Raw genomic sequence first — 17,406 nt, 5'->3', positions numbered from 1 at the left:
CCGGCCGCGCCACGCGGCCAGCATCGCCAAAGGGCTGCCGGCATGGGCATAACCGCCCGCTGGTGTCGCCAGCTGGACGAGTTGCCGGCCGGCGCCTGGGATGCGCTGCACGATGGCACGCATCCCTTCATCAGCCACACATTTCTGCAAGGCCTCGAACGTGAGGGCTGCCTGCGCCCGGATTGGGGCTGGAACCCGCTGCACCTGACCTTGTGGGAGGGCGACACCCTGGTAGCCGCGGCCCCCGGGTACCTCAAGAACAATTCGCACGGTGAGTTCGTCTTCGACCACGCCTGGGCGCATGCGTACGAGCGCTATGGCCAGGAATACTTTCCCAAGTGGCTGTGCGGGGTGCCCTACTCGCCCGTCACCGGCCCGCGTCTGCTCGGTGCACCCAAGTGGCGCGGCCACTTGCTGGCTGCCATGCGCGAGCTGGTGGAGCGCAGCGGGCTGTCGTCGGCGCATGTGAACTTTTATCCTGCAAATGAAGATGCCGGCTTCGATGCCGACTGGCTGGAGCGCAACGACCTGCAGTACCACTGGCACAACGTCAGCGGCTGGAACGACTTCGAGACGTTCCTGTCGGCGATGGATCACAAGCACCGCAAGAACATTCGCCAGGAACGCGCCAAGGTGCAACGCGCTGGCGTGCAACTGCGCGTGGTGCATGGCGATGAGGCCAGCGATGCGGATTTGGATGCGATGTATGGCTTCTATCTCAAGACGTTCAACGAATACGGAAATTCGCCCGCGTTGACGCCGCAGTTCCTGCAGCACTTGGCGACGGCCATGCCGCGCCAGCTGGTGATGTTCCTGGCCGAGCTCGAGGGGCACCCCATCGCCGGCGCGCTATGCCTGCGCGGACAGGACACGCTGTACGGCCGCTATTGGGGCGGACAAGCGCTGCCCGGCCTGCATTTCGAGACCTGCTATTACCAGGGCATCGAATATTGCCTGCGCGAAGGCCTGACCCGCTTCGAGCCTGGCGCCCAAGGCCAGCACAAGATCGCGCGCGGCTTTCTGCCAACGCTGGTGCGCAGCAGGCACTGGATCGCCGACCCGGGCTTTCGCGAACCCCTGGCACAGTGGTGTGCGGACGAGCGCGATGCTGTGGCCCAACATGCACGGGAACTGTCCGAGCGCAGCCCTTTTCGCGATTGATCCAAGTCAGGCGGTATGAGCGACGTTGATTGAATGCTCGACGATTGCGGCGTGCATGCACGGCGCAATCGTCGAGCAGCGCACACGCTGGAGCGACCGACAAACCGCGTGGGCAGTCGCCAGGTGGACGCGGACGGTGCGCAGGAACCGGAGTCTGCGCTCCGGTGCACGCCGATTCCGTGAAACGGTCGCAGACTCACCTTGCGGCAGGCTCGTGCCGCGGTCAGCGCAGTCGGCTTGCCAGCTGCCCTACACTGCGCAGATGGCGCGCCATCTCCCCTTTCTGCTCGATGCCGATCCAACGGCACCGTTTCCGCCGGCCGCACAGGCCCTGCGCGACCCGGACGGCCTGCTCGCCATCGGCGGCGACCTGGCGCCGCAGCGGCTGCTCAATGCCTATGCGCATGGCATTTTCCCGTGGTTTTCGCAGGACCAGCCGATCCTGTGGTGGAGTCCGGACCCGCGCATGGTGTTTCGCACCGATGCGCTGCGCCTGTCGTCGCGTTTCAGGCGTCAGCTACGCAGCAGCAGCTGGACCGTACGTGCCGACACCGCCTTCGAACAAGTCATCGACGCTTGCGCGTCGGTTCCGCGCGCTGGCCAGGACGGCACCTGGATCACCGCACAGATGCAGCAGGCATACATCGCGTTGCACGAGCTGGGCCATGCGCACTCACTGGAAGTGTTCGACGGCACGCGCCTGGTGGGCGGCATCTACGGCGTGGCGATCGGCCAGATGTTTTTCGGCGAAAGCATGTTCAGCGCCCAAAGCGGCGGCTCCAAGGTGGCACTGGCCGCGCTAGCGATGCATCTGCACACCGAAGGTTGGCCGCTGCTCGACGCGCAAGTGGAAAACCCGCACCTGCTCAGCCTGGGAGCGCAGCGCTTGCCGCGCGCGCAGTTTCTGCAACAGGTACAGTTGCAGGTCGCCCGCCCCGCCCTGCCCGGCACGTGGTCCGGACGCTACGGACAACGCCCCGCCAGCTCACTTGGTGAAGCCCGCTTAACATAAAATTTGCACCACGGGGAGATGGCGCGTAAAATGCCGTCCCTTACGGCCCTGCCGGGCCAGCCGTGATTGCACAGGATTACATGTCGAAAGACGACTCCATTGAATTCGAAGGCAGCGTCAGCGAGACGCTTCCCAACACCACGTTCCGGGTCAAGCTGGAGAACGGGCATGAAATCATCGCCCACATCTCCGGCCGTATGCGCAAGAACTACATCCGCATCCTGACCGGCGACCGGGTCAAAGTTGAGATGACTCCCTACGACCTGACCAAGGGTCGTATTACCTACCGCATGAAGTAAGCGGTTCTGGTGCCGAGGCGCGAGGCGGCCATTGGCCGCTTTTTGTCGTGCCCATAATTCGAGCAGTGATGCGTTTCTACTGCCGGCAAGTTCCGCAGAGCAACCGGTGCGAGACAGGGCGGCGGTTCTTCGGTCGGTGCCTTGCACCATGTGCTGCGTCCCGCATCCGGCACTCGCGTCAAGCACTGCCATCGTCGGCACGCGTGATTGCGAGGGCCGCTGAAAACGTAAAAAGCCGCTCTCTCGAGCGGCTTTTCTTACCTGCCAAACATCCTATGGCGATCAGTCCACCGTCGCGGGCAGCAGGCGCTCCGGTTCCGGATGCGCCTCGACCACCAATTCGCCATCCTTGACGTCGATGTTGACCCGGCCACCGTCCACTAACTTGCCGAACAGCAGTTCGTCGGCGAGCGGGCGCTTGATCTTTTCCTGGATCACCCGCGACATCGGCCGCGCACCCATCAGCGGATCGAAGCCATGCTGTGCCAGCCAGTCGCGCGCGGTCGGGGTGGCCGACAGGGAGACGTGCTTTTCCTGCAACAGCATTTCCAGCTCAATGATGAACTTGTCCACCACCCGCAGGATGTGGTCGAACGCCAGCGGTTGGAACTGCACGATCGCATCCAGACGGTTGCGGAACTCGGGCGTGAAGCCGCGACGGATCGATTCCATCGCATCGGTGGAATGATCCTGCTTGGTAAAGCCGATCGAACGCCGCGACGCCTGCGTGGCGCCGGCATTGGTCGTCATTACCAGGATCACGTTCTTGAAGTTGGCCTCGCGCCCGTTGGTATCGGTGAGGATGCCGCGGTCCATGACCTGCAACAGGATGTTGAAGATGTCCGGGTGCGCCTTCTCCACTTCGTCCAACAGCAGCACGCAGTGCGGCGTCTTGACGATTTTCTCGGTCAACAAACCGCCCTGGTCGAAACCGACGTAGCCCGGGGGAGCACCGATGAGACGGCTGATCGAATGCGCTTCCATGTACTCGGACATGTCGAAGCGCACCAGTTCAATCCCCAGCTGCAGCGCGAGCTGCTTGGTGACCTCCGTCTTGCCGACACCGGTGGGACCGGCGAACAGGAAATTGCCGATCGGCTTTTCGGGGTTCGCCAGGCCCGAGCGTGCCAGCTTGATCGAACCGGCCAGCGTTTCGATCGCCGGGTTTTGCCCGAAAATCACCATCTTCAGATTGCGCTCCAGGTGCTGCAGCACGTCCTTGTCGGTCGCGCTGACCTGCTTGGCCGGAATCCGCGCCATCTTGGCCACGATGGTCTCGATCTCTTCGATATCGATCAGCTCCTTGCGCGTGCCTTCCGGCAGCAGACGCTGACGCGCACCGGCCTCGTCGATCACATCGATCGCCTTGTCCGGCAGCAAGCGGTCGCCGATATGCTTCACCGACAGGTCAACGGCCGCCTGTAGCGCGTCGTCGGCGTAGGTCACGCCATGATGCGCCTCGTACTTGGGCTTGAGGCCCTGCAGGATCTCGAAGGTTTCGCCCACCGTCGGCTCGACGATATCGATCTTCTGGAACCGACGCGCCAGCGCACGGTCCTTCTCGAAGATGCCGCGATATTCCTGGAACGTGGTCGAGCCGATGCAGCGCAGCTCGCCCGAGGACAGCGCGGGCTTGATCAGGTTGGAGGCGTCCATGGTGCCGCCCGACGCCGAGCCGGCACCGATGATGGTGTGGATCTCGTCGATGAACAGCACCGCATTCGGCACCTTCTTCAACGCGGCCAGCACGCCCTTGAGACGCTTTTCGAAATCGCCTCGATACTTGGTGCCAGCCACCAGTGCGCCCAGATCCAGCGAGTAAATCACTGCATCGGCAAGCACTTCCGGCACGTCGTTGTCGACGATGCGCTTGGCCAGACCTTCGGCAATCGCGGTCTTGCCGACGCCGGCCTCGCCCACGTACAGCGGATTGTTCTTGCGCCGGCGGCACAGGACCTGGATGGTGCGCTCGATCTCGTCGCTGCGGCCGACCAACGGGTCGATCTTGCCGTTGCGCGCCTGCTCGTTGAGATTGCTGGCGAACTCGGCCAGCGCGTCGCCCTTGGCCTCGCCCTCTCCACCTTCGCTCTTGGACTCGCCGTCCGGCGCGGACGGCTGTTCGCCGTCTTCACCCAGCTTGGCAATGCCGTGCGAAAGGTAATTGACGATATCGAGACGGGTGATGTCCTGTTGGTTCAGGAAGTACACCGCGTGCGAGTCCTTCTCGCCGAAGATGGCGACCAGCACGTTGGCGCCGGTGACTTCCTTCTTGCCCGAGGACTGCACGTGGTAGACGGCGCGTTGCAACACCCGCTGGAATCCCAGGGTAGGCTGCGTGTCGCGCCCGTCGTCCTCGGCCAGGCGCGAGACCGAGGCCTCGATTGCCTGCTCCAGGTCATTGTGCAGGCGCACCTGGTCTGCGCCACAGGCCTTGAGCACGGCCTGGGCGGAAGGATTGTCCAGCAGCGAGAGCAGCAGGTGCTCGACGGTCATGAACTCATGACGCGCCTCGCGTGCTCGCTTGTAGCACTGGCCGATGGTTTGCTCTAGGTCTTTGCTGAACATTGGTAACTCCGCACGGCTGTTGCCAACAATATGCGGCTTTTGTTGGGATTTTCCACAACCCTATCGGATAGGCATGTTCAGACAGCGTTAGCACGTGATCGCAGCCACACTGTTGCGCTGCTGGAATGATCTACAGCGCGTCTCAGGCCTGTTCCATCGTGCACAGCAGCGGGTGCTGGTTCATGCGCGAAAATTCGTTGACCTGGGCCACCTTCGACTCTGCAACCTCACGGCTGTAGACCCCGCACACGCCGCGCCCGCGGGTGTGGACGTGCAGCATGATCTGCGTGGCCTGCTCCAGGTTCAGGTTGAAAAACTGCTCCAGGACGGTCACCACGAAGTCCATCGGGGTGTAGTCGTCGTTCAGCAACAGCACCTGGTAGCGCGGCGGTGGCGCCACTTCGGGCTTGCTGGCTTCGACCATCAGGCCGTGGTCGTGTTCGTGTGAGGTATTCCGAGGCATCCGGCCATTATACGGTTCAACCTTGCATGCATTGGACGATTTGCGCTGTGCCCCGCACAATTTGTGTCCAATTTCCTGGCTGGCCCTTGATGACCGATTCTATGACCGCGCCGCTGCTGGCGCCGCCGTCTACCGCCGATGCCCGGACGCGCACGGCAGACGACGGCGCAACCGTGCCAGGGTGGCACCGCGGTGCTAGTCCCGCTGCAGAGGCAGCACACACGCCACCATTCGCGCTGGAGCAAATTTGATGAGTGTCACCGAGCAACGCTGGCATCCCGATGTGACGGTTGCCACAGTTGTGGTGCGCGATGGACGCTTTTTGCAGGTGGAAGAAGCCATCGGCGGCCGCTTGCTGTTGAACCAGCCTGCCGGACATCTGGAGCCGAACGAAAGCCTGCTGGACGCGGCCGTGCGCGAAACCCTGGAGGAGACCGGCTGGGACGTGCGCCTGACCCAGTTCATCGGCACCTACCAATGGGTTGCGCCCAATGGGCAGTGCTTCTTGCGCTTTGCGTTCGTTGCCGATGCGCTGACCCATCACCCCGATCGCAGCCTCGATACCGGCGTGGTGCGCGCGCTGTGGATGACCCCGGATGAACTACGCGCCTCGATCGAGCGCCTGCGCAGCCCGTTGGTGTGGGAGGTGGTTGCCGACTACCTGGCCGGGCAGCGTCATCCACTCTCCCTGGTGCGGCACGTCGCATGAGTACGCCGCGCATTGTGGTGGGTGTGTCCGGCGGCGTGGATTCGTCGGTGGCGGCGTGGAAGCTGGCGCAGCAGGGCGAGCCAATCGCGGGGCTGTTCATGCAGAACTGGGCCGACGACGGCAGCGGCGACTGCCGCGCCGAAGACGATCGCCGCGATGCGGTGGCGGTGTGCGGCGTGCTGGGCATCCCGTTTCATTTCCGCGATTTTTCCGGCGAATACTGGAGCGACGTGTTCGAGCATTTCCTGGCCGAATATGCGGCCGGACGCACGCCCAACCCGGACGTGTTGTGCAACCGCGAAGTGAAGTTCAAGCATTTTCTGGATGCAGCACAGGCGCTGGGTGCCGAGCGCATCGCCACTGGCCATTACGCGCAGGTGGCGCATCGCGGTGGGCGGTGGCGCCTGCTGCGTGGCGCCGACCGCGGCAAGGACCAGAGTTATTTTCTGCATCAACTGGGGCAGACGCAGTTGGCCGCCACCCTGTTCCCGATCGGCGACCTGGAAAAAAGCACGTTGCGCCGGATCGCCCAGGATGCCGGCTTGCCGACCCATGCCAAGAAGGATTCCACCGGCATCTGTTTCATCGGCGAGCGCGATTTCCGTGAGTTTCTGGGCCGCTACCTGCCGGCGCGCACCGGCGAGATCCGCGACCCGCAGGGGCAGCGCATCGCCGAGCATCCGGGGGTGTTCTATTTCACACTGGGCCAGCGCGAGGGGCTGAACATCGGCGGCGTGCGCGGGCGGGCGGCCGCGCCGTGGTACGTGGTCGGCAAGGATGTGGCGAACAATGTGCTGTATGTGGACCAGGACCGCGACAGCCCGCTGCTGCAATCGCGCTGGCTACAGTCCGAACAAGCCCACTGGGTGACCGGGGCGCCGCCGGCGCGCCGGTTCAGCTGCACCGCGCAGACGCGCTACCGTCAGCCCGACGAGTCCTGCACGGTGGATGTGCAGGACGATGGCAGCGTGCAGGTGCGCTTCGAACGGCCGCAACGGGCGGTGACGCCGGGGCAGTCGCTGGTGCTGTACGACGGCGAGGAGTGCCTGGGCGGCGCGGTCATCGCCGCCACCGACGCGCCGCTGGAACGCCAGTTGGCGGGATCTTCTTTTTCCTCTGAGGTAGTGGCTTGATGAGTGTTTCCATGGATCATCGTGTGCTGGCGCTTGCCGGCGTCGCTCAGGCCCTGCAACAGGTGCGGCGGATCGCCGAGACCGGGCATTCGGAAGCTGCGACGGTGCGCACTGCCATGGACAGCGTGTTCCGTGTGGACGCCGCCTCGCCAGAGGCCGTCTATGGCTCGGCAGCGGCGCTGGCGCCCGGCCTGCGCCTGCTGCACAACTACTTCCGCAATCAGGGCCAGGACGAGGTGCTGCCGCGTCTGGCACTGGCCGTGCTGCAGCTGGAGCGCCGGTTCGTGCGCGATGCCAGCACCGTCGCCACTGTTGCCAGCGGAATCGACGCGGCAGCGCGTCAGGCCCAGCAGCTGGGCGACAGCAGCCATCCCGACGTGCTGGGTTCGCTCGGCGGGCTGTACGCGCAGACCATCAGCCACTTGCGGCCCAAGGTCATGGTGCAAGGCAACCCGCACTACCTGGGCCAGGCTGGCGTGGTCGCGGAGATCCGCGCACTGTTGCTGGCGGCACTGCGCTCGGCGGTGCTGTGGCGGCAGATGGGCGGCAGCCTGTGGGATTTCCTGTTCGCCAAACGCGCGATGATCGAGGCGGTGGACCGCGCGCTGCGCTAATCGGCGCGAAAAACCGCTTACATCTGCGCGCTGGCGGCCGCTGAGGCGCGCCAACGGCGGTCGAATGGACCAGGCGATGTGGCGATCGTCGCTAAAGACAATGGGGGCAGTGCCGATACAGCAACCGTGACTCTGCCGAGAACGCCCATGTATTCACGTCCACTCATCCGTCTAGCCGCTCCTTTGGCTCTGACCTTGCTGTTCCCCTTCGCTGTCGGATTCGACTGGCCCGCTTCGGTGCGCTGGGCGATCCTGGCGACCATGACCCTCAGTTGGTTGGGTTTCGCTGCCTGGGTGACGTATTCCCAGTTCCGGCCTAATCCGGACCAGGCCCGCATCCTGCGCGAGCAGGACCAACTGCTCAACGAACTGCGTACGTTCGTCAGCAACGAAGTCGACGGATCGCGCTCGGAAGTCGAGCGTGCCCGCGAACTGATCCGCCAGGCCGTGTCCGGCCTGGGTGGCAGCTTCGAAGCGATGAATCGCAAATCGCGTCAGCAAAGCCAGGCACTGGCCCGCATCGTCGACCGCGCCGGCGACGATGGCAGCGCCGGCGTCGACGTCGCCCGCTTCGCCCAGCATGCCAGCTCCCGCATGGAGCAGTTGGTGGAAGCGCTGGAACAGGTGAGCGGCCAGAGCACCAATACCGTCCATCACATCGACGAGATGGCTCAGCATCTGGATGGCATCTTCGCGCTGCTGGAAGATGTCAAGTCGATCGCCGACCAGACCAACCTGCTGGCCCTGAACGCCGCCATCGAAGCAGCGCGTGCCGGTGAAGCCGGTCGCGGCTTCGCCGTGGTTGCCGACGAAGTGCGCAACCTGTCCGAGCGTTCCACCACCTTCAACGAGCAGATCCGCAAGCTGGCACACAGCTCCAAGGAATCGATCGCCAAGGTGCGTGAAACGGTCTCGCAGCTGGCATCGCGCCATATGGACCGCTCCCGCGAGGCGCGCCATGAATCGGCCGCCATGCTGGAGAACGTCGCCCAGATCAACGCCTCGTTGGGCGATGGCATGCGCGAGATCTCCGAATGCGCACGCTCGATCGATGGCAGCGTGGCAGAAGCGGTGCGTGCCCTGCAGTTCGAGGACATCGCCACCCAGACGCTCAGTGGCATCCACACCCACCTGGATCGCCTGACCGCGATCAACCGCGAAGCGGTGGCGCTGCAGGAACTGCTGCATCGCAATGGCGGCGTGTACGACAGCGACCTGGTCGCCGCGCTGGCCAAGGTGTCCAACCGCCTGCGCGACATGCGCGTGGAGTGGGAACGCCCGCCGCACAAGCCGGTGGCACAGCAGGGCATGGGCGCCGGCACGGTCGAGTTGTTCTGAGACCGATGCCGCCACGCAGCTGCTGATTCCGACATTCCCCGGCCTTCCGGGGATTTGTCGTTCCGTTACGACCTGGTGTTCCGCCCATGACACTTCTTGCCCCGACCATCGACGCCCCTACCGCCGCACTGCAGGCCGCTGCCCTGGCAGCCGCACAGGCCGAGCGCATCGCGCAAAGCGATTCGGCCAGGCCTGCACTGCGACGTGTGCGCATACCGGCCGCGCTGGAACGGCTGGAAAGCAGCGCACGCGCAGAGCTGCTGGCATTGATCAACCCGCGCCGCGCATGCAGCGAAGAGGAGCTGTTGTTCGCCACGGTGGCCTGGGATTTGGGTCTGGATGGTGCCGCGGTCAGCGGATCGGCGCGGTAAGCCCAGCGCCGTACAGCGGGGCGTGCCTCGGCAGGCGCCCCGCTGGTTGTCTCCACTGCCCGAGAGTGATGCGATTGCGCCACGCCTTGCCGCCAAGGTGGTTCTGCATCATGCCGTACCGATAAGCAGTGCCCTGCGCGCGCGGCACTGATCGACTGCAGCGTCAAGGTGAGCTCTCCCCTGCCCGTCTGCTCAGCGATTCTTATGACTGACGTGAGTCTTCGATCGGTACGGCAATATTGGAATGAGCATGTGCAAGGGAATTGCGCGTCTGCTACGTGGCTGCAGAACTCCTTCTCTCTATTGCGGTGCACACTCGAAGTGCGTCTTTGCCGCCTGAGCGACCCGAATCAGTCCAGCGGTGGACGTGGCCCCGTCGGTTGCAGCGACGCTGATTCGTAGTTTGGCTTCGGGGTCCTTGCGCGCCTCATCGCAGGACAGATGCAACTACACCCTGTAGAGCTCATGCGACATCCATGCCGTTCGAGGTACCGCAACGCTGGGCGGGCAGCGACTATCGAGATGGTCGGTGCGCGATGTGCGTGGCATCGATCCCTGCTTTTCACTTATCGACCAGCCAACTCTCCGGTGCGATGCCTCGCCCAGTGCGGGACCGCCGGCGCGGCATGGATGCGGCCATTGAGCTTCAATAGATGGGCCACACCGGGTCCCGCGCGCGGTGAGGCCAAGCGCCGCCTTCGACGCTAGTACGTTGTTGATGGTCCTGCAGCTAGCGTCAGCTTGGGCGTCGTTGATGCCGCCACAAACCATGTGTGGACGCCCTCATGGTTTGCCCCGTCGCTGGTGAGGCGCTGCGTGCTCGACCCAACAAGTGATGAGCGGCATTCGAACGCCGCTACGGCTCGCCAGCTCTGATGTCTTCAAGCCATTGGGCAGTACACACCGACGACTTGCACGACGACTGCGCTGCGGCTCAAAGCACGCAACGCTGCACACTGCGTCAGTTGGCGATGACCAGACGCGCGCCCAACCGGATGCCGGCGTCGGCTTCGCGCAACCACTGCGCCATGTCGCGTGGCGACAACGGACGTGAGTAGAAATAGCCCTGGATTTCGTCGCAGCCCTGCTGGCGCAGCAACGCATCTTCCTGCACGGTTTCAACGCCTTCTGCGACCACCTGCATGCCCAGGGCATGCCCCAGATGCACGATGGCTTGGGTGACTTCGGCCGTATTGGCGTCGTCGAGCATGCCTTGCACGAAGCTGCGGTCGATCTTCAAACGCTGCACCGGGAACCGGTTGAGGTAATGCAGATTCGAGAAGCCGGTACCGAAGTCGTCCACCGCCAGCAACACGCCATTCTGTTCGAACAATTCGAAGCAGCGGCGTAGCGAATCGGAGTCGCGAATCAGGGCAGATTCGGTCAGCTCCAGCTCCAGGCGCGACGGCGGCCAGCCATTGTCGCGGCAGATTTCCAGCACGCGCTCGGCAAAACCGCGCTCGCGCAATTGCACGGCAGACACATTCACCGCAACGCGGCTGAAATGCAGGCCGGCACGATCCCAGACCACGGCCTGACGGCACGCTTCGCCGATGACCCACTCGCCCAGACGCACGATCTCGCCGCATTCTTCGGCAATCGGGATGAATTCGACCGGGCTGCAGGGACCATGGCCAGGGCGATTCCAGCGCATCAGCGCTTCGATCGCCGGCGATGCATCGTCCACGGTGTTGACCAGCGGCTGATAGACCAGCGTGAATTCTTCGCGGTCGAGCGCGCCTTGCAGCGCATGCTCCAGCTCCAGGCGGCGCTGCGCCCGCAGCAGCACGTCCTGGCTGTAGTAATGGTACGTATTGCGCCCGGACTCCTTGGCTGCGTACATCGCCGCGTCGGCGGCGCGCAGCAGGCTGTCGAAATCCGATAGCCCTTCGCCCTGCAGCGCGATGCCGATGCTGGCGCCGAGCTTGAGGGTGACGTGCTCCTTGCGTAGCGGCTCGCCGAGCGCAGCAATCAGTTTGCGCGCCACGTGGCCGGCATCTTCGGGCTCGGACATATCGCGCAGCAGCACGATGAATTCGTCGTCGCTGAAGCGGCCGAACAGGTCGCTATTACGCAGATGCTGATGCAGGCGCGCCGAGGCAAGCTTGAGCAGGTTGTCGCCGGTGGCATGGCCAAACGAATCGTTGATGCTTTTGAAGCCATCCAGATCGATCAACAGCATCGCCAGTGTCTGGCCGCGCTCGTTCGCTTCGCGAATGGCGTTTTCTGCCTGCTCGCGCAACAGGAAGCGGTTCGGCAAACCGGTCAGGCGGTCGTAATGGGCAAGCAGCTCGATGCGCTCGTTGGCTTCGCGTTCGCGGGTGATATCGCGGAACAAGGCAACAAACCGCGGCGGCAAGCCCTCACGACGATCCAGCTCGATCAGTACCTGCACCCAGACACGCTGGCCGGAGTTGCGATAGAAACACAGCTCCAGCTGTTCGGGCAGTCCGCCATCGGAGATCCGCAGCAGCGCCGCCTCGAAGGCGTCGCGCGAATCCTGCGTATACAGCGACAGCGCCTGCTCCAGGGTGATGTTTTCCTTGCGCAGGCCGTGAATGCGATAGCACTCCTCGGTCCATTGCATGCGCCGGGTGTCGACCTCGATCTCGCAGCCGCCGATCTTGCCCAGCGCGGACACGCGATTGAGCAATTCGGTGCGCCAACGGATCAGCGCGTCGGTCTGGCGTTGTTCGGTGACGTTCTGCAGCTGGCCAAGCACGCGCACCATGCTGCCGTCGCCATCGAACACCGGCTGTGCCCACACCCGCAGATGATGCGGGTTGGCACCGAGCAGGCCGTTGATTTCCAGTTCGAAATGCACCGGCATGCCTTCGTGCTTGATCTTGCGCCAGGCGCTGCGCAGTTGCGCGACCGAAGGCCCAGCCAGCAGGCGCAGGATGTCGCGGATGCCTTGCAGACGAACATGGGTCATGCCCAGTTGTTGCAGGAAATCCTGCGACACCCACAGGGCATCGTGATGCGAATCCCAGCTCCAGCTCCCCATGCTGGCGATGCGCTGTGCTTCTTCGAGCTGTGCCTGCTGATCGCGCAGCTGCTGCTCGAGCAATTTTTGATGGTGCACGTCGGTATGCGTGCCGACCATGCGCAATGGACGTCCGTCCGCGGTCCGCGATACCACGCGGCCGCGATCCAAGATCCAGCGCCACTGGCCGTCGTGCTGGCGCAGCCGGAATTCGGCCACATAGGTATCGGTGCGGCCTTCCAGATGCGCCTGCACCGCCGCGCTGACATGCGCGTGGTCTTCCGGATGAATCAGCCCGGACAAGGCAGTGAGATTGTTCGGCAGCGGCTGCTCGGAATAACCGAGCATGCGTGTCCAGCGCTCGGAGCGATACACCACATCGGCCGGAATATCCCAATCCCACAAGCCGTGGTCGGCGCTGTCCAGGCCCATCTCCCAGCGACTGGTGCCATCGGCACCCTTCGGTTCTGGAATGCTCAAGGTGAACGCCATGATCTGGCCCTGCTCGTCGCAGACCGCGCGCAGCCAGCCCTCCAGCCGCCCGCCGCCGCTGCCCGGCAACACGCAGGGCGCCATGCCCCCGCTGTCGGCCAGCTGGGCACGGCTGCTTTCCAACACATCGGCGTATGCGCCAAGGGTTGCCGGCAATCCGAGGGATTGCGCAACGCGGTTGGCCGCCAGAGGCTGGCCATGCGCATCCAACAACACCACCGCCGAGGTCAGCGGGTGCTGCAGCATGCTTGCAATGACGCCTGAGTCCACTCTGGAACACTCCGAAGAATCGACCCCGGCCTTCGGGGTCGCAATGGATAACGGCAGTGCCGGCGAATAGTTGAGCCACCTGTTGCGAGCTGGACCGAACCGGCCCGAGTTACGGCTAAGATGGCCGCATCGCCAGCACTCAAGGTCGTCCGCGGATCCATGCAACAGCCCGTCGCCGCGCCCGCATTTTCGTCAGCCCCCGTCTCCTGTCTTCGTCTCGCCGAGCGCCTGCACCAAGGCCTGTGGACCCTGACCGGCCTGTATCTGCTGGTTGGCGTGATCTGGCTGCTGCTGGGCAACCGGTTGCTCTACCTGGCCGGCGCCGCCATGCCGGAGCGCTGGTCTGATGCGAGCTTTCTGGTGCTGTCCAGCATCGTCATCCACCTGGTGCTGCGCCGCTTCACGGGCTTGATCGTGGACGAGTACGCCCAGCTGGCGCAGTCCGAGGCGTTGCTGCAAGCCAAGTTCATGGCACTGCCCAGCCCGGCCTTCATCTACGACCTGGCCACCATGCGCATCCTCGACGCCAATCCGGCGGCGCTGGAATTCTTCGGCTGGGAACGCGACGAGTTCCTGCAGCAGACGCTGCAGGCGATCTGGCCCAATGCCGATGGCGAGCGGCTGGAAGAGATCATTGCGCAGATCCGCAGCAAGGGAGATGCCACCTGCGTGTTGAACGAAGACCTGATGACGCGCAGCGGCACGCGGCATGTCGAGGTGCGGAGCAACCAGCTGCATCTGGCCAGCGGCCCTGCCCGCCTGGTCGTCACCGTTGACCGCAGCGAAGAGCGCCAGGCGCAAGATCTGCGCGACGAGGCACTCGAACGGCTGGAGGAGGCGCAGAGCATCGCGCGGCTGGGCTCCTGGCAACTGGATCGCACGACCGGCCTGGGCCGCTATTCGCCAGCGGTCTACCGCCTGCTGGGGCGCAGCGTACCGATGCATCGTCGCGAGCATCGGCTGGAAGAATTGCTGACCGCCTCCGACAGCGCGACCCAGGCGCGCATCGAACGCATGATCGAAGACATGTGTACCGGTGGCCAGGTGCAGATCGATGTGCTGCTGCCGCTGACCGGTGGCGATTCGCAACCGCGCACGGTGCATCTGCGCGCCGAAAGCGTGACCAGCCCCAGCGGCGTGCGCCATGTGCACGGCACCTTGCAGGATGTGAGCGAACGCGAGCAATCGCGCCGGCTGCTGCGCGAACGCGAGGAGCAGTTTCGCGAACTGGTGCGCGTGCTGCCCGACGGGGTGCTGATTCTCGCCGACGAGCATGTGATGTACGCCAACGCGGCCGGCTCGGCCCAGTTCGGCTTCCAGGGCGAAACCATCCTGGGCGAACCGCTGCAGACCCTGGTGGGCGACAACGACCTGCCGGTGGTGCGCGACTACCTGCGCGCAGGCAGCGATCGCAATGAGCCGGTCTCCAGCGCACGCGCGATGCGTCGTCGCGACGGCAGCACCTTCTACGCAGGTCTGTCGGCCGGCGACATCCGCTATGGCGGACGCAGCTGCAAGTTGCTGGTGGTGCGCGATCTGGGCGAACCCGAGCGCATGCGCGATGCCCTGGCCGAGAGCAATGTCGAGCTGCAGGCGATGGCCAAACGTCTGTTTTCGTTGCAGGAAGATGAGCGGCGCGCCATCTCGCGCGACCTGCATGACGACATTGGGCAAGCGATCACCGCGATGAAGTTGTCCGCGCATGCGGCCCTGGATGAGCCGGACGCGGACGCGCGCCGCGAGGACTTGCTGGAAGTGGTGTCGCTGGCCGATACCACGGTGACCAAGCTGCGCAATCTGTCGATGCTGTTGCGCCCGCCACAACTCGATGCCCTGGGCCTGGAGGCAGCGCTGCGCTGGCAGGCGTCGATGCTGTTCCGCGCCTCGCAAGTGCGGCTGGAGCTGGATATTCAGGCGCTCGACGAACGGCCGGGCAACGAGATCGAACAGGCCTGCTTCCGGATCGCGCAGGAAAGCCTGACCAACGCGTTGCGGCACGCCTGCGCCGGCGAAGTGCACCTGCGTCTGCATTCGATCGACGGCGACAGTTTCCGCCTGGAAGTCAGCGATGACGGCGATGGCTTCGAGCCGGAGGGTCCGCGTGGGCTGGGGCTGATCGTGATGCGTGAGCGTGCGCAAACCGTCGGCGGCACGCTCGCGATAGAATCGGCTCCCGGAGCAGGCACGCGCGTGACGTTGCGCCTGCCCTATCACCCGGTCGGCGAGTCCGTCCACGACGATGGTGGACGTTGAGTCATGTGGAGCCCCGTAATCCCGCCCGGACTGGAAATCGTCAAGCCCACCCGGCTTGGCGCGGGCAATCCCGAATTGCTGCACCTGGTGGATGCGGCCGCGTCCGGCGGTCCGCCGCTGATGATCTTCCACGTCGATATCGATCACTTCGCCTCGATCAACGAGAACATGAGTGGCGAGGTCGGCGACCAGGCGCTGACGCTGGCAGCGCGCAGGCTGCAGGAATTTCTAGGCGCGCGCGGCAAGCTGTGGCGCCACGGCAGCGATGAAATGGTGGTTGTGGCGGTGCGCCGCGACGACACGCCCTTGCCGGAAGATTTTGCCGAGGAAATCCGCCAGCAACTGGAACTGCCGCTGTCGGTGCTGCCGTATACCTTGTTCATGACCGGCAAGGTCGGCATCAGCCTGTGTCCGGAACATTCCACCTCCTTGTCCACGCTGCTGGATTACGCCGAAGAAGCCAGCTACCAGGCCGCGCGCGAAGGCGGCAACACGGTGCGGCTGTACACGCGCAACTCGGCCACCAACGCGCATAGCGAAAGCATCATTGCGCGGCAGATCGTCGATGCGATTCCGCACGGCGAATTGCGCCTGCGCTACCAACCGCTGGTGAGTGCGCGCGATGGCCGCATCGTGGGCATGGAAGCGCTGCTGCGCTGGCAATCGCCCACCCTGGGCATGCTGGTGCCGGAGCGCTTCATGCGTACCGCCGAGCGCCTGGGCGTGATCGTGCAGATCGGCGAATGGGTATTGCAGAACGCGGTGCGCCAGGCGCGGCTGTGGCGCGACCAGGGTTTCGACGATTTCAGCATCGCAGTGAATGTTTCCACGCTGCAGTTGCTGCGCCCGGGCTTCTTCAACGAAGTGATGGCGATGCTGCAGACTGCCGGTGTACCGGCGCAGTTCGTCACGCTGGAGATCAACGAAAGCGCGTTGACCAACAACGTCAACTTCGTCCACGAGACGATGGCCAACCTGCGCAACGAAGGCATCAGCCTGAGCCTGGACAACTTCGGCACCGGCGATTCCAGCCTGAGCGCGCTGGTGCGCTACCCGGTGGACCGGCTCAAGATCGACCGCAGCTTCATCAAGAGCGCACCGGCCGGCAGCCGCGAGGCGGCGATCGCGCGCGCCATCATCGCCATGGGCCACCAGCTCGGCATGACGGTGATTGCCAATGGCGTGGAATCGCAGGCGCAGCTGGGCTTTTTGCGCCGTAACGATTGCGACATCTTCCAGGGCTACCTGTTCGGCGAGCCGATGTCGGCCGAGTCGGCGGGCATGGCACTACGGCGGCGCTACCTGCGCCCGGAATCGTTCGCCGAGAGCCGCCCCGACCGCACGCTCTTGCTGCTGGACGACGAAGAAAACGTGCTGCGCTCGCTGGTGCGCCTGTTCCGCCGCGACGGTTACCGGATTCTGGCGGCCGGCAACGTGCGCGACGCCTTCGACCTGCTGGCCACCAACGATGTACAGGTGATCCTGTCCGACCAGCGCATGAGCGACATGAGCGGCACCGAATTCCTGGGACGGGTCAAGATGCTCTACCCCGACACGGTGCGCCTGGTGCTCTCCGGCTACACCGACCTGGCCACCGTCACCGAGGCCATCAACCGCGGCGCGATCTACCGTTTCCTGACCAAACCCTGGAATGACGACGAACTGCGCGAGCATATTCGCCAGGCGTTCCGCACGCATGATGAGTTGCGTAACGGCCGGGAATAGGGAATCGGGATTGGG

13 protein-coding genes are annotated in these 17,406 nt (G+C 64.4%); 10 read left to right on the top strand and 3 right to left on the bottom strand.

The features are described 5' to 3' along the window. Window positions 1-42 precede the first annotated feature (42 nt). From AMD14_RS10635 to infA, 3 genes are all read left to right on the top strand, one after another. Window positions 43-1,161, top strand: a complete 1,119-nt coding sequence (locus AMD14_RS10635) for a GNAT family N-acetyltransferase (RefSeq protein ID WP_005929190.1) — start codon at window positions 43-45, stop codon at window positions 1,159-1,161. 262 nt (window positions 1,162-1,423) lie between these two features. Next, a complete protein-coding gene (gene aat, locus AMD14_RS10630; RefSeq protein ID WP_011051273.1) occupies window positions 1,424-2,173 on the top strand; it encodes a leucyl/phenylalanyl-tRNA--protein transferase in 750 nt (249 codons plus the stop codon). An 80-nt stretch (window positions 2,174-2,253) separates the two neighbouring features. Next, window positions 2,254-2,472 (top strand): translation initiation factor IF-1, encoded by a 219-nt coding sequence (gene infA, locus AMD14_RS10625; protein ID WP_002813418.1) that lies wholly within the window; start codon window positions 2,254-2,256, stop codon window positions 2,470-2,472. 282 nt (window positions 2,473-2,754) lie between these two features. Here the strand turns inward: infA and clpA are convergent, their stop codons facing one another. Both clpA and clpS read right to left on the bottom strand, forming a co-directional pair. After that, window positions 2,755-5,037, bottom strand: a complete 2,283-nt coding sequence (gene clpA / locus AMD14_RS10620; protein ID WP_003482920.1) for an ATP-dependent Clp protease ATP-binding subunit ClpA — start codon at window positions 5,035-5,037, stop codon at window positions 2,755-2,757. 142 nt (window positions 5,038-5,179) lie between these two features. Next, a complete protein-coding gene (gene clpS / locus AMD14_RS10615) occupies window positions 5,180-5,500 on the bottom strand; it encodes an ATP-dependent Clp protease adapter ClpS (RefSeq protein ID WP_005914463.1) in 321 nt (106 codons plus the stop codon). 250 nt (window positions 5,501-5,750) lie between these two features. On the opposite strand from clpS, the gene AMD14_RS10610 reads away from it, so the two are divergent. The 5 genes from AMD14_RS10610 (at window position 5,751) to AMD14_RS10590 (ending at window position 9,665) form a co-directional block, all read left to right on the top strand. Next, a complete protein-coding gene (locus AMD14_RS10610; RefSeq protein ID WP_003482927.1) occupies window positions 5,751-6,209 on the top strand; it encodes an NUDIX hydrolase in 459 nt (152 codons plus the stop codon). Beyond that, window positions 6,206-7,342, top strand: a complete 1,137-nt coding sequence (mnmA, locus tag AMD14_RS10605; protein WP_011051272.1) for a tRNA 2-thiouridine(34) synthase MnmA — start codon at window positions 6,206-6,208, stop codon at window positions 7,340-7,342. Before AMD14_RS10610 ends, mnmA begins: the two co-directional genes overlap by 4 nt. Further along, complete coding sequence (gene hflD, locus AMD14_RS10600) at window positions 7,342-7,956, top strand: high frequency lysogenization protein HflD (protein ID WP_007964280.1); 615 nt, start codon at window positions 7,342-7,344, stop codon at window positions 7,954-7,956. The genes mnmA and hflD overlap by 1 nt, the downstream gene beginning before the upstream one ends. A gap of 147 nt (window positions 7,957-8,103) precedes the next feature. Beyond that, entirely contained in the window at window positions 8,104-9,294 is a 1,191-nt protein-coding gene (locus AMD14_RS10595; RefSeq protein ID WP_005914458.1) for a methyl-accepting chemotaxis protein, read from the top strand. Between the two features lie 86 nt (window positions 9,295-9,380). Further along, window positions 9,381-9,665, top strand: a complete 285-nt coding sequence (locus AMD14_RS10590; RefSeq protein ID WP_003482934.1) for a hypothetical protein — start codon at window positions 9,381-9,383, stop codon at window positions 9,663-9,665. Between the two features lie 961 nt (window positions 9,666-10,626). Here the strand turns inward: AMD14_RS10590 and AMD14_RS10585 are convergent. Further along, complete coding sequence (locus tag AMD14_RS10585) at window positions 10,627-13,413, bottom strand: sensor domain-containing protein (RefSeq protein ID WP_170914522.1); 2,787 nt, start codon at window positions 13,411-13,413, stop codon at window positions 10,627-10,629. A 120-nt stretch (window positions 13,414-13,533) separates the two neighbouring features. On the opposite strand from AMD14_RS10585, the gene AMD14_RS10580 reads away from it, so the two are divergent. Next, on the top strand, window positions 13,534-15,666 hold the full coding sequence (locus AMD14_RS10580) for a sensor histidine kinase (protein WP_011051270.1): 2,133 nt from the start codon (window positions 13,534-13,536) through the stop codon (window positions 15,664-15,666). A 3-nt stretch (window positions 15,667-15,669) separates the two neighbouring features. Further along, window positions 15,670-17,391: an EAL domain-containing protein gene (locus AMD14_RS10575; RefSeq protein ID WP_003482940.1), complete on the top strand. Its 1,722-nt coding sequence runs from the start codon at window positions 15,670-15,672 to the stop codon at window positions 17,389-17,391. The last annotated feature ends 15 nt before the right edge of the window (window positions 17,392-17,406 follow it).

The sequence above is a fragment of the Xanthomonas citri pv. citri genome (genome assembly GCF_000961215.1).
GTDB classification, from domain to species: Bacteria; Pseudomonadota; Gammaproteobacteria; order Xanthomonadales; family Xanthomonadaceae; genus Xanthomonas; species Xanthomonas cissicola.
The sequence above is the reverse complement of the archived record's forward strand: the minus strand, read 5'-3'. Positions and strand labels throughout refer to the sequence as shown.

What these genes read in the sequence shown, in the direction of transcription:
- AMD14_RS10635 (WP_005929190.1), top strand. Translation starts at nt 43, where the DNA reads ATGGGCATAACCGCCCGCTGGTGTCGCCAGCTGGACGAGTTGCCGGCC.
- aat (WP_011051273.1), top strand. Translation starts at nt 1,424, where the DNA reads ATGGCGCGCCATCTCCCCTTTCTGCTCGATGCCGATCCAACGGCACCG.
- infA (WP_002813418.1), top strand. Translation starts at nt 2,254, where the DNA reads ATGTCGAAAGACGACTCCATTGAATTCGAAGGCAGCGTCAGCGAGACG.
- clpA (WP_003482920.1), bottom strand. Translation starts at nt 5,037, where the DNA reads ATGTTCAGCAAAGACCTAGAGCAAACCATCGGCCAGTGCTACAAGCGA.
- clpS (WP_005914463.1), bottom strand. Translation starts at nt 5,500, where the DNA reads ATGCCTCGGAATACCTCACACGAACACGACCACGGCCTGATGGTCGAA.
- AMD14_RS10610 (WP_003482927.1), top strand. Translation starts at nt 5,751, where the DNA reads ATGAGTGTCACCGAGCAACGCTGGCATCCCGATGTGACGGTTGCCACA.
- mnmA (WP_011051272.1), top strand. Translation starts at nt 6,206, where the DNA reads ATGAGTACGCCGCGCATTGTGGTGGGTGTGTCCGGCGGCGTGGATTCG.
- hflD (WP_007964280.1), top strand. Translation starts at nt 7,342, where the DNA reads ATGAGTGTTTCCATGGATCATCGTGTGCTGGCGCTTGCCGGCGTCGCT.
- AMD14_RS10595 (WP_005914458.1), top strand. Translation starts at nt 8,104, where the DNA reads ATGTATTCACGTCCACTCATCCGTCTAGCCGCTCCTTTGGCTCTGACC.
- AMD14_RS10590 (WP_003482934.1), top strand. Translation starts at nt 9,381, where the DNA reads ATGACACTTCTTGCCCCGACCATCGACGCCCCTACCGCCGCACTGCAG.
- AMD14_RS10580 (WP_011051270.1), top strand. Translation starts at nt 13,534, where the DNA reads ATGGCCGCATCGCCAGCACTCAAGGTCGTCCGCGGATCCATGCAACAG.
- AMD14_RS10575 (WP_003482940.1), top strand. Translation starts at nt 15,670, where the DNA reads ATGTGGAGCCCCGTAATCCCGCCCGGACTGGAAATCGTCAAGCCCACC.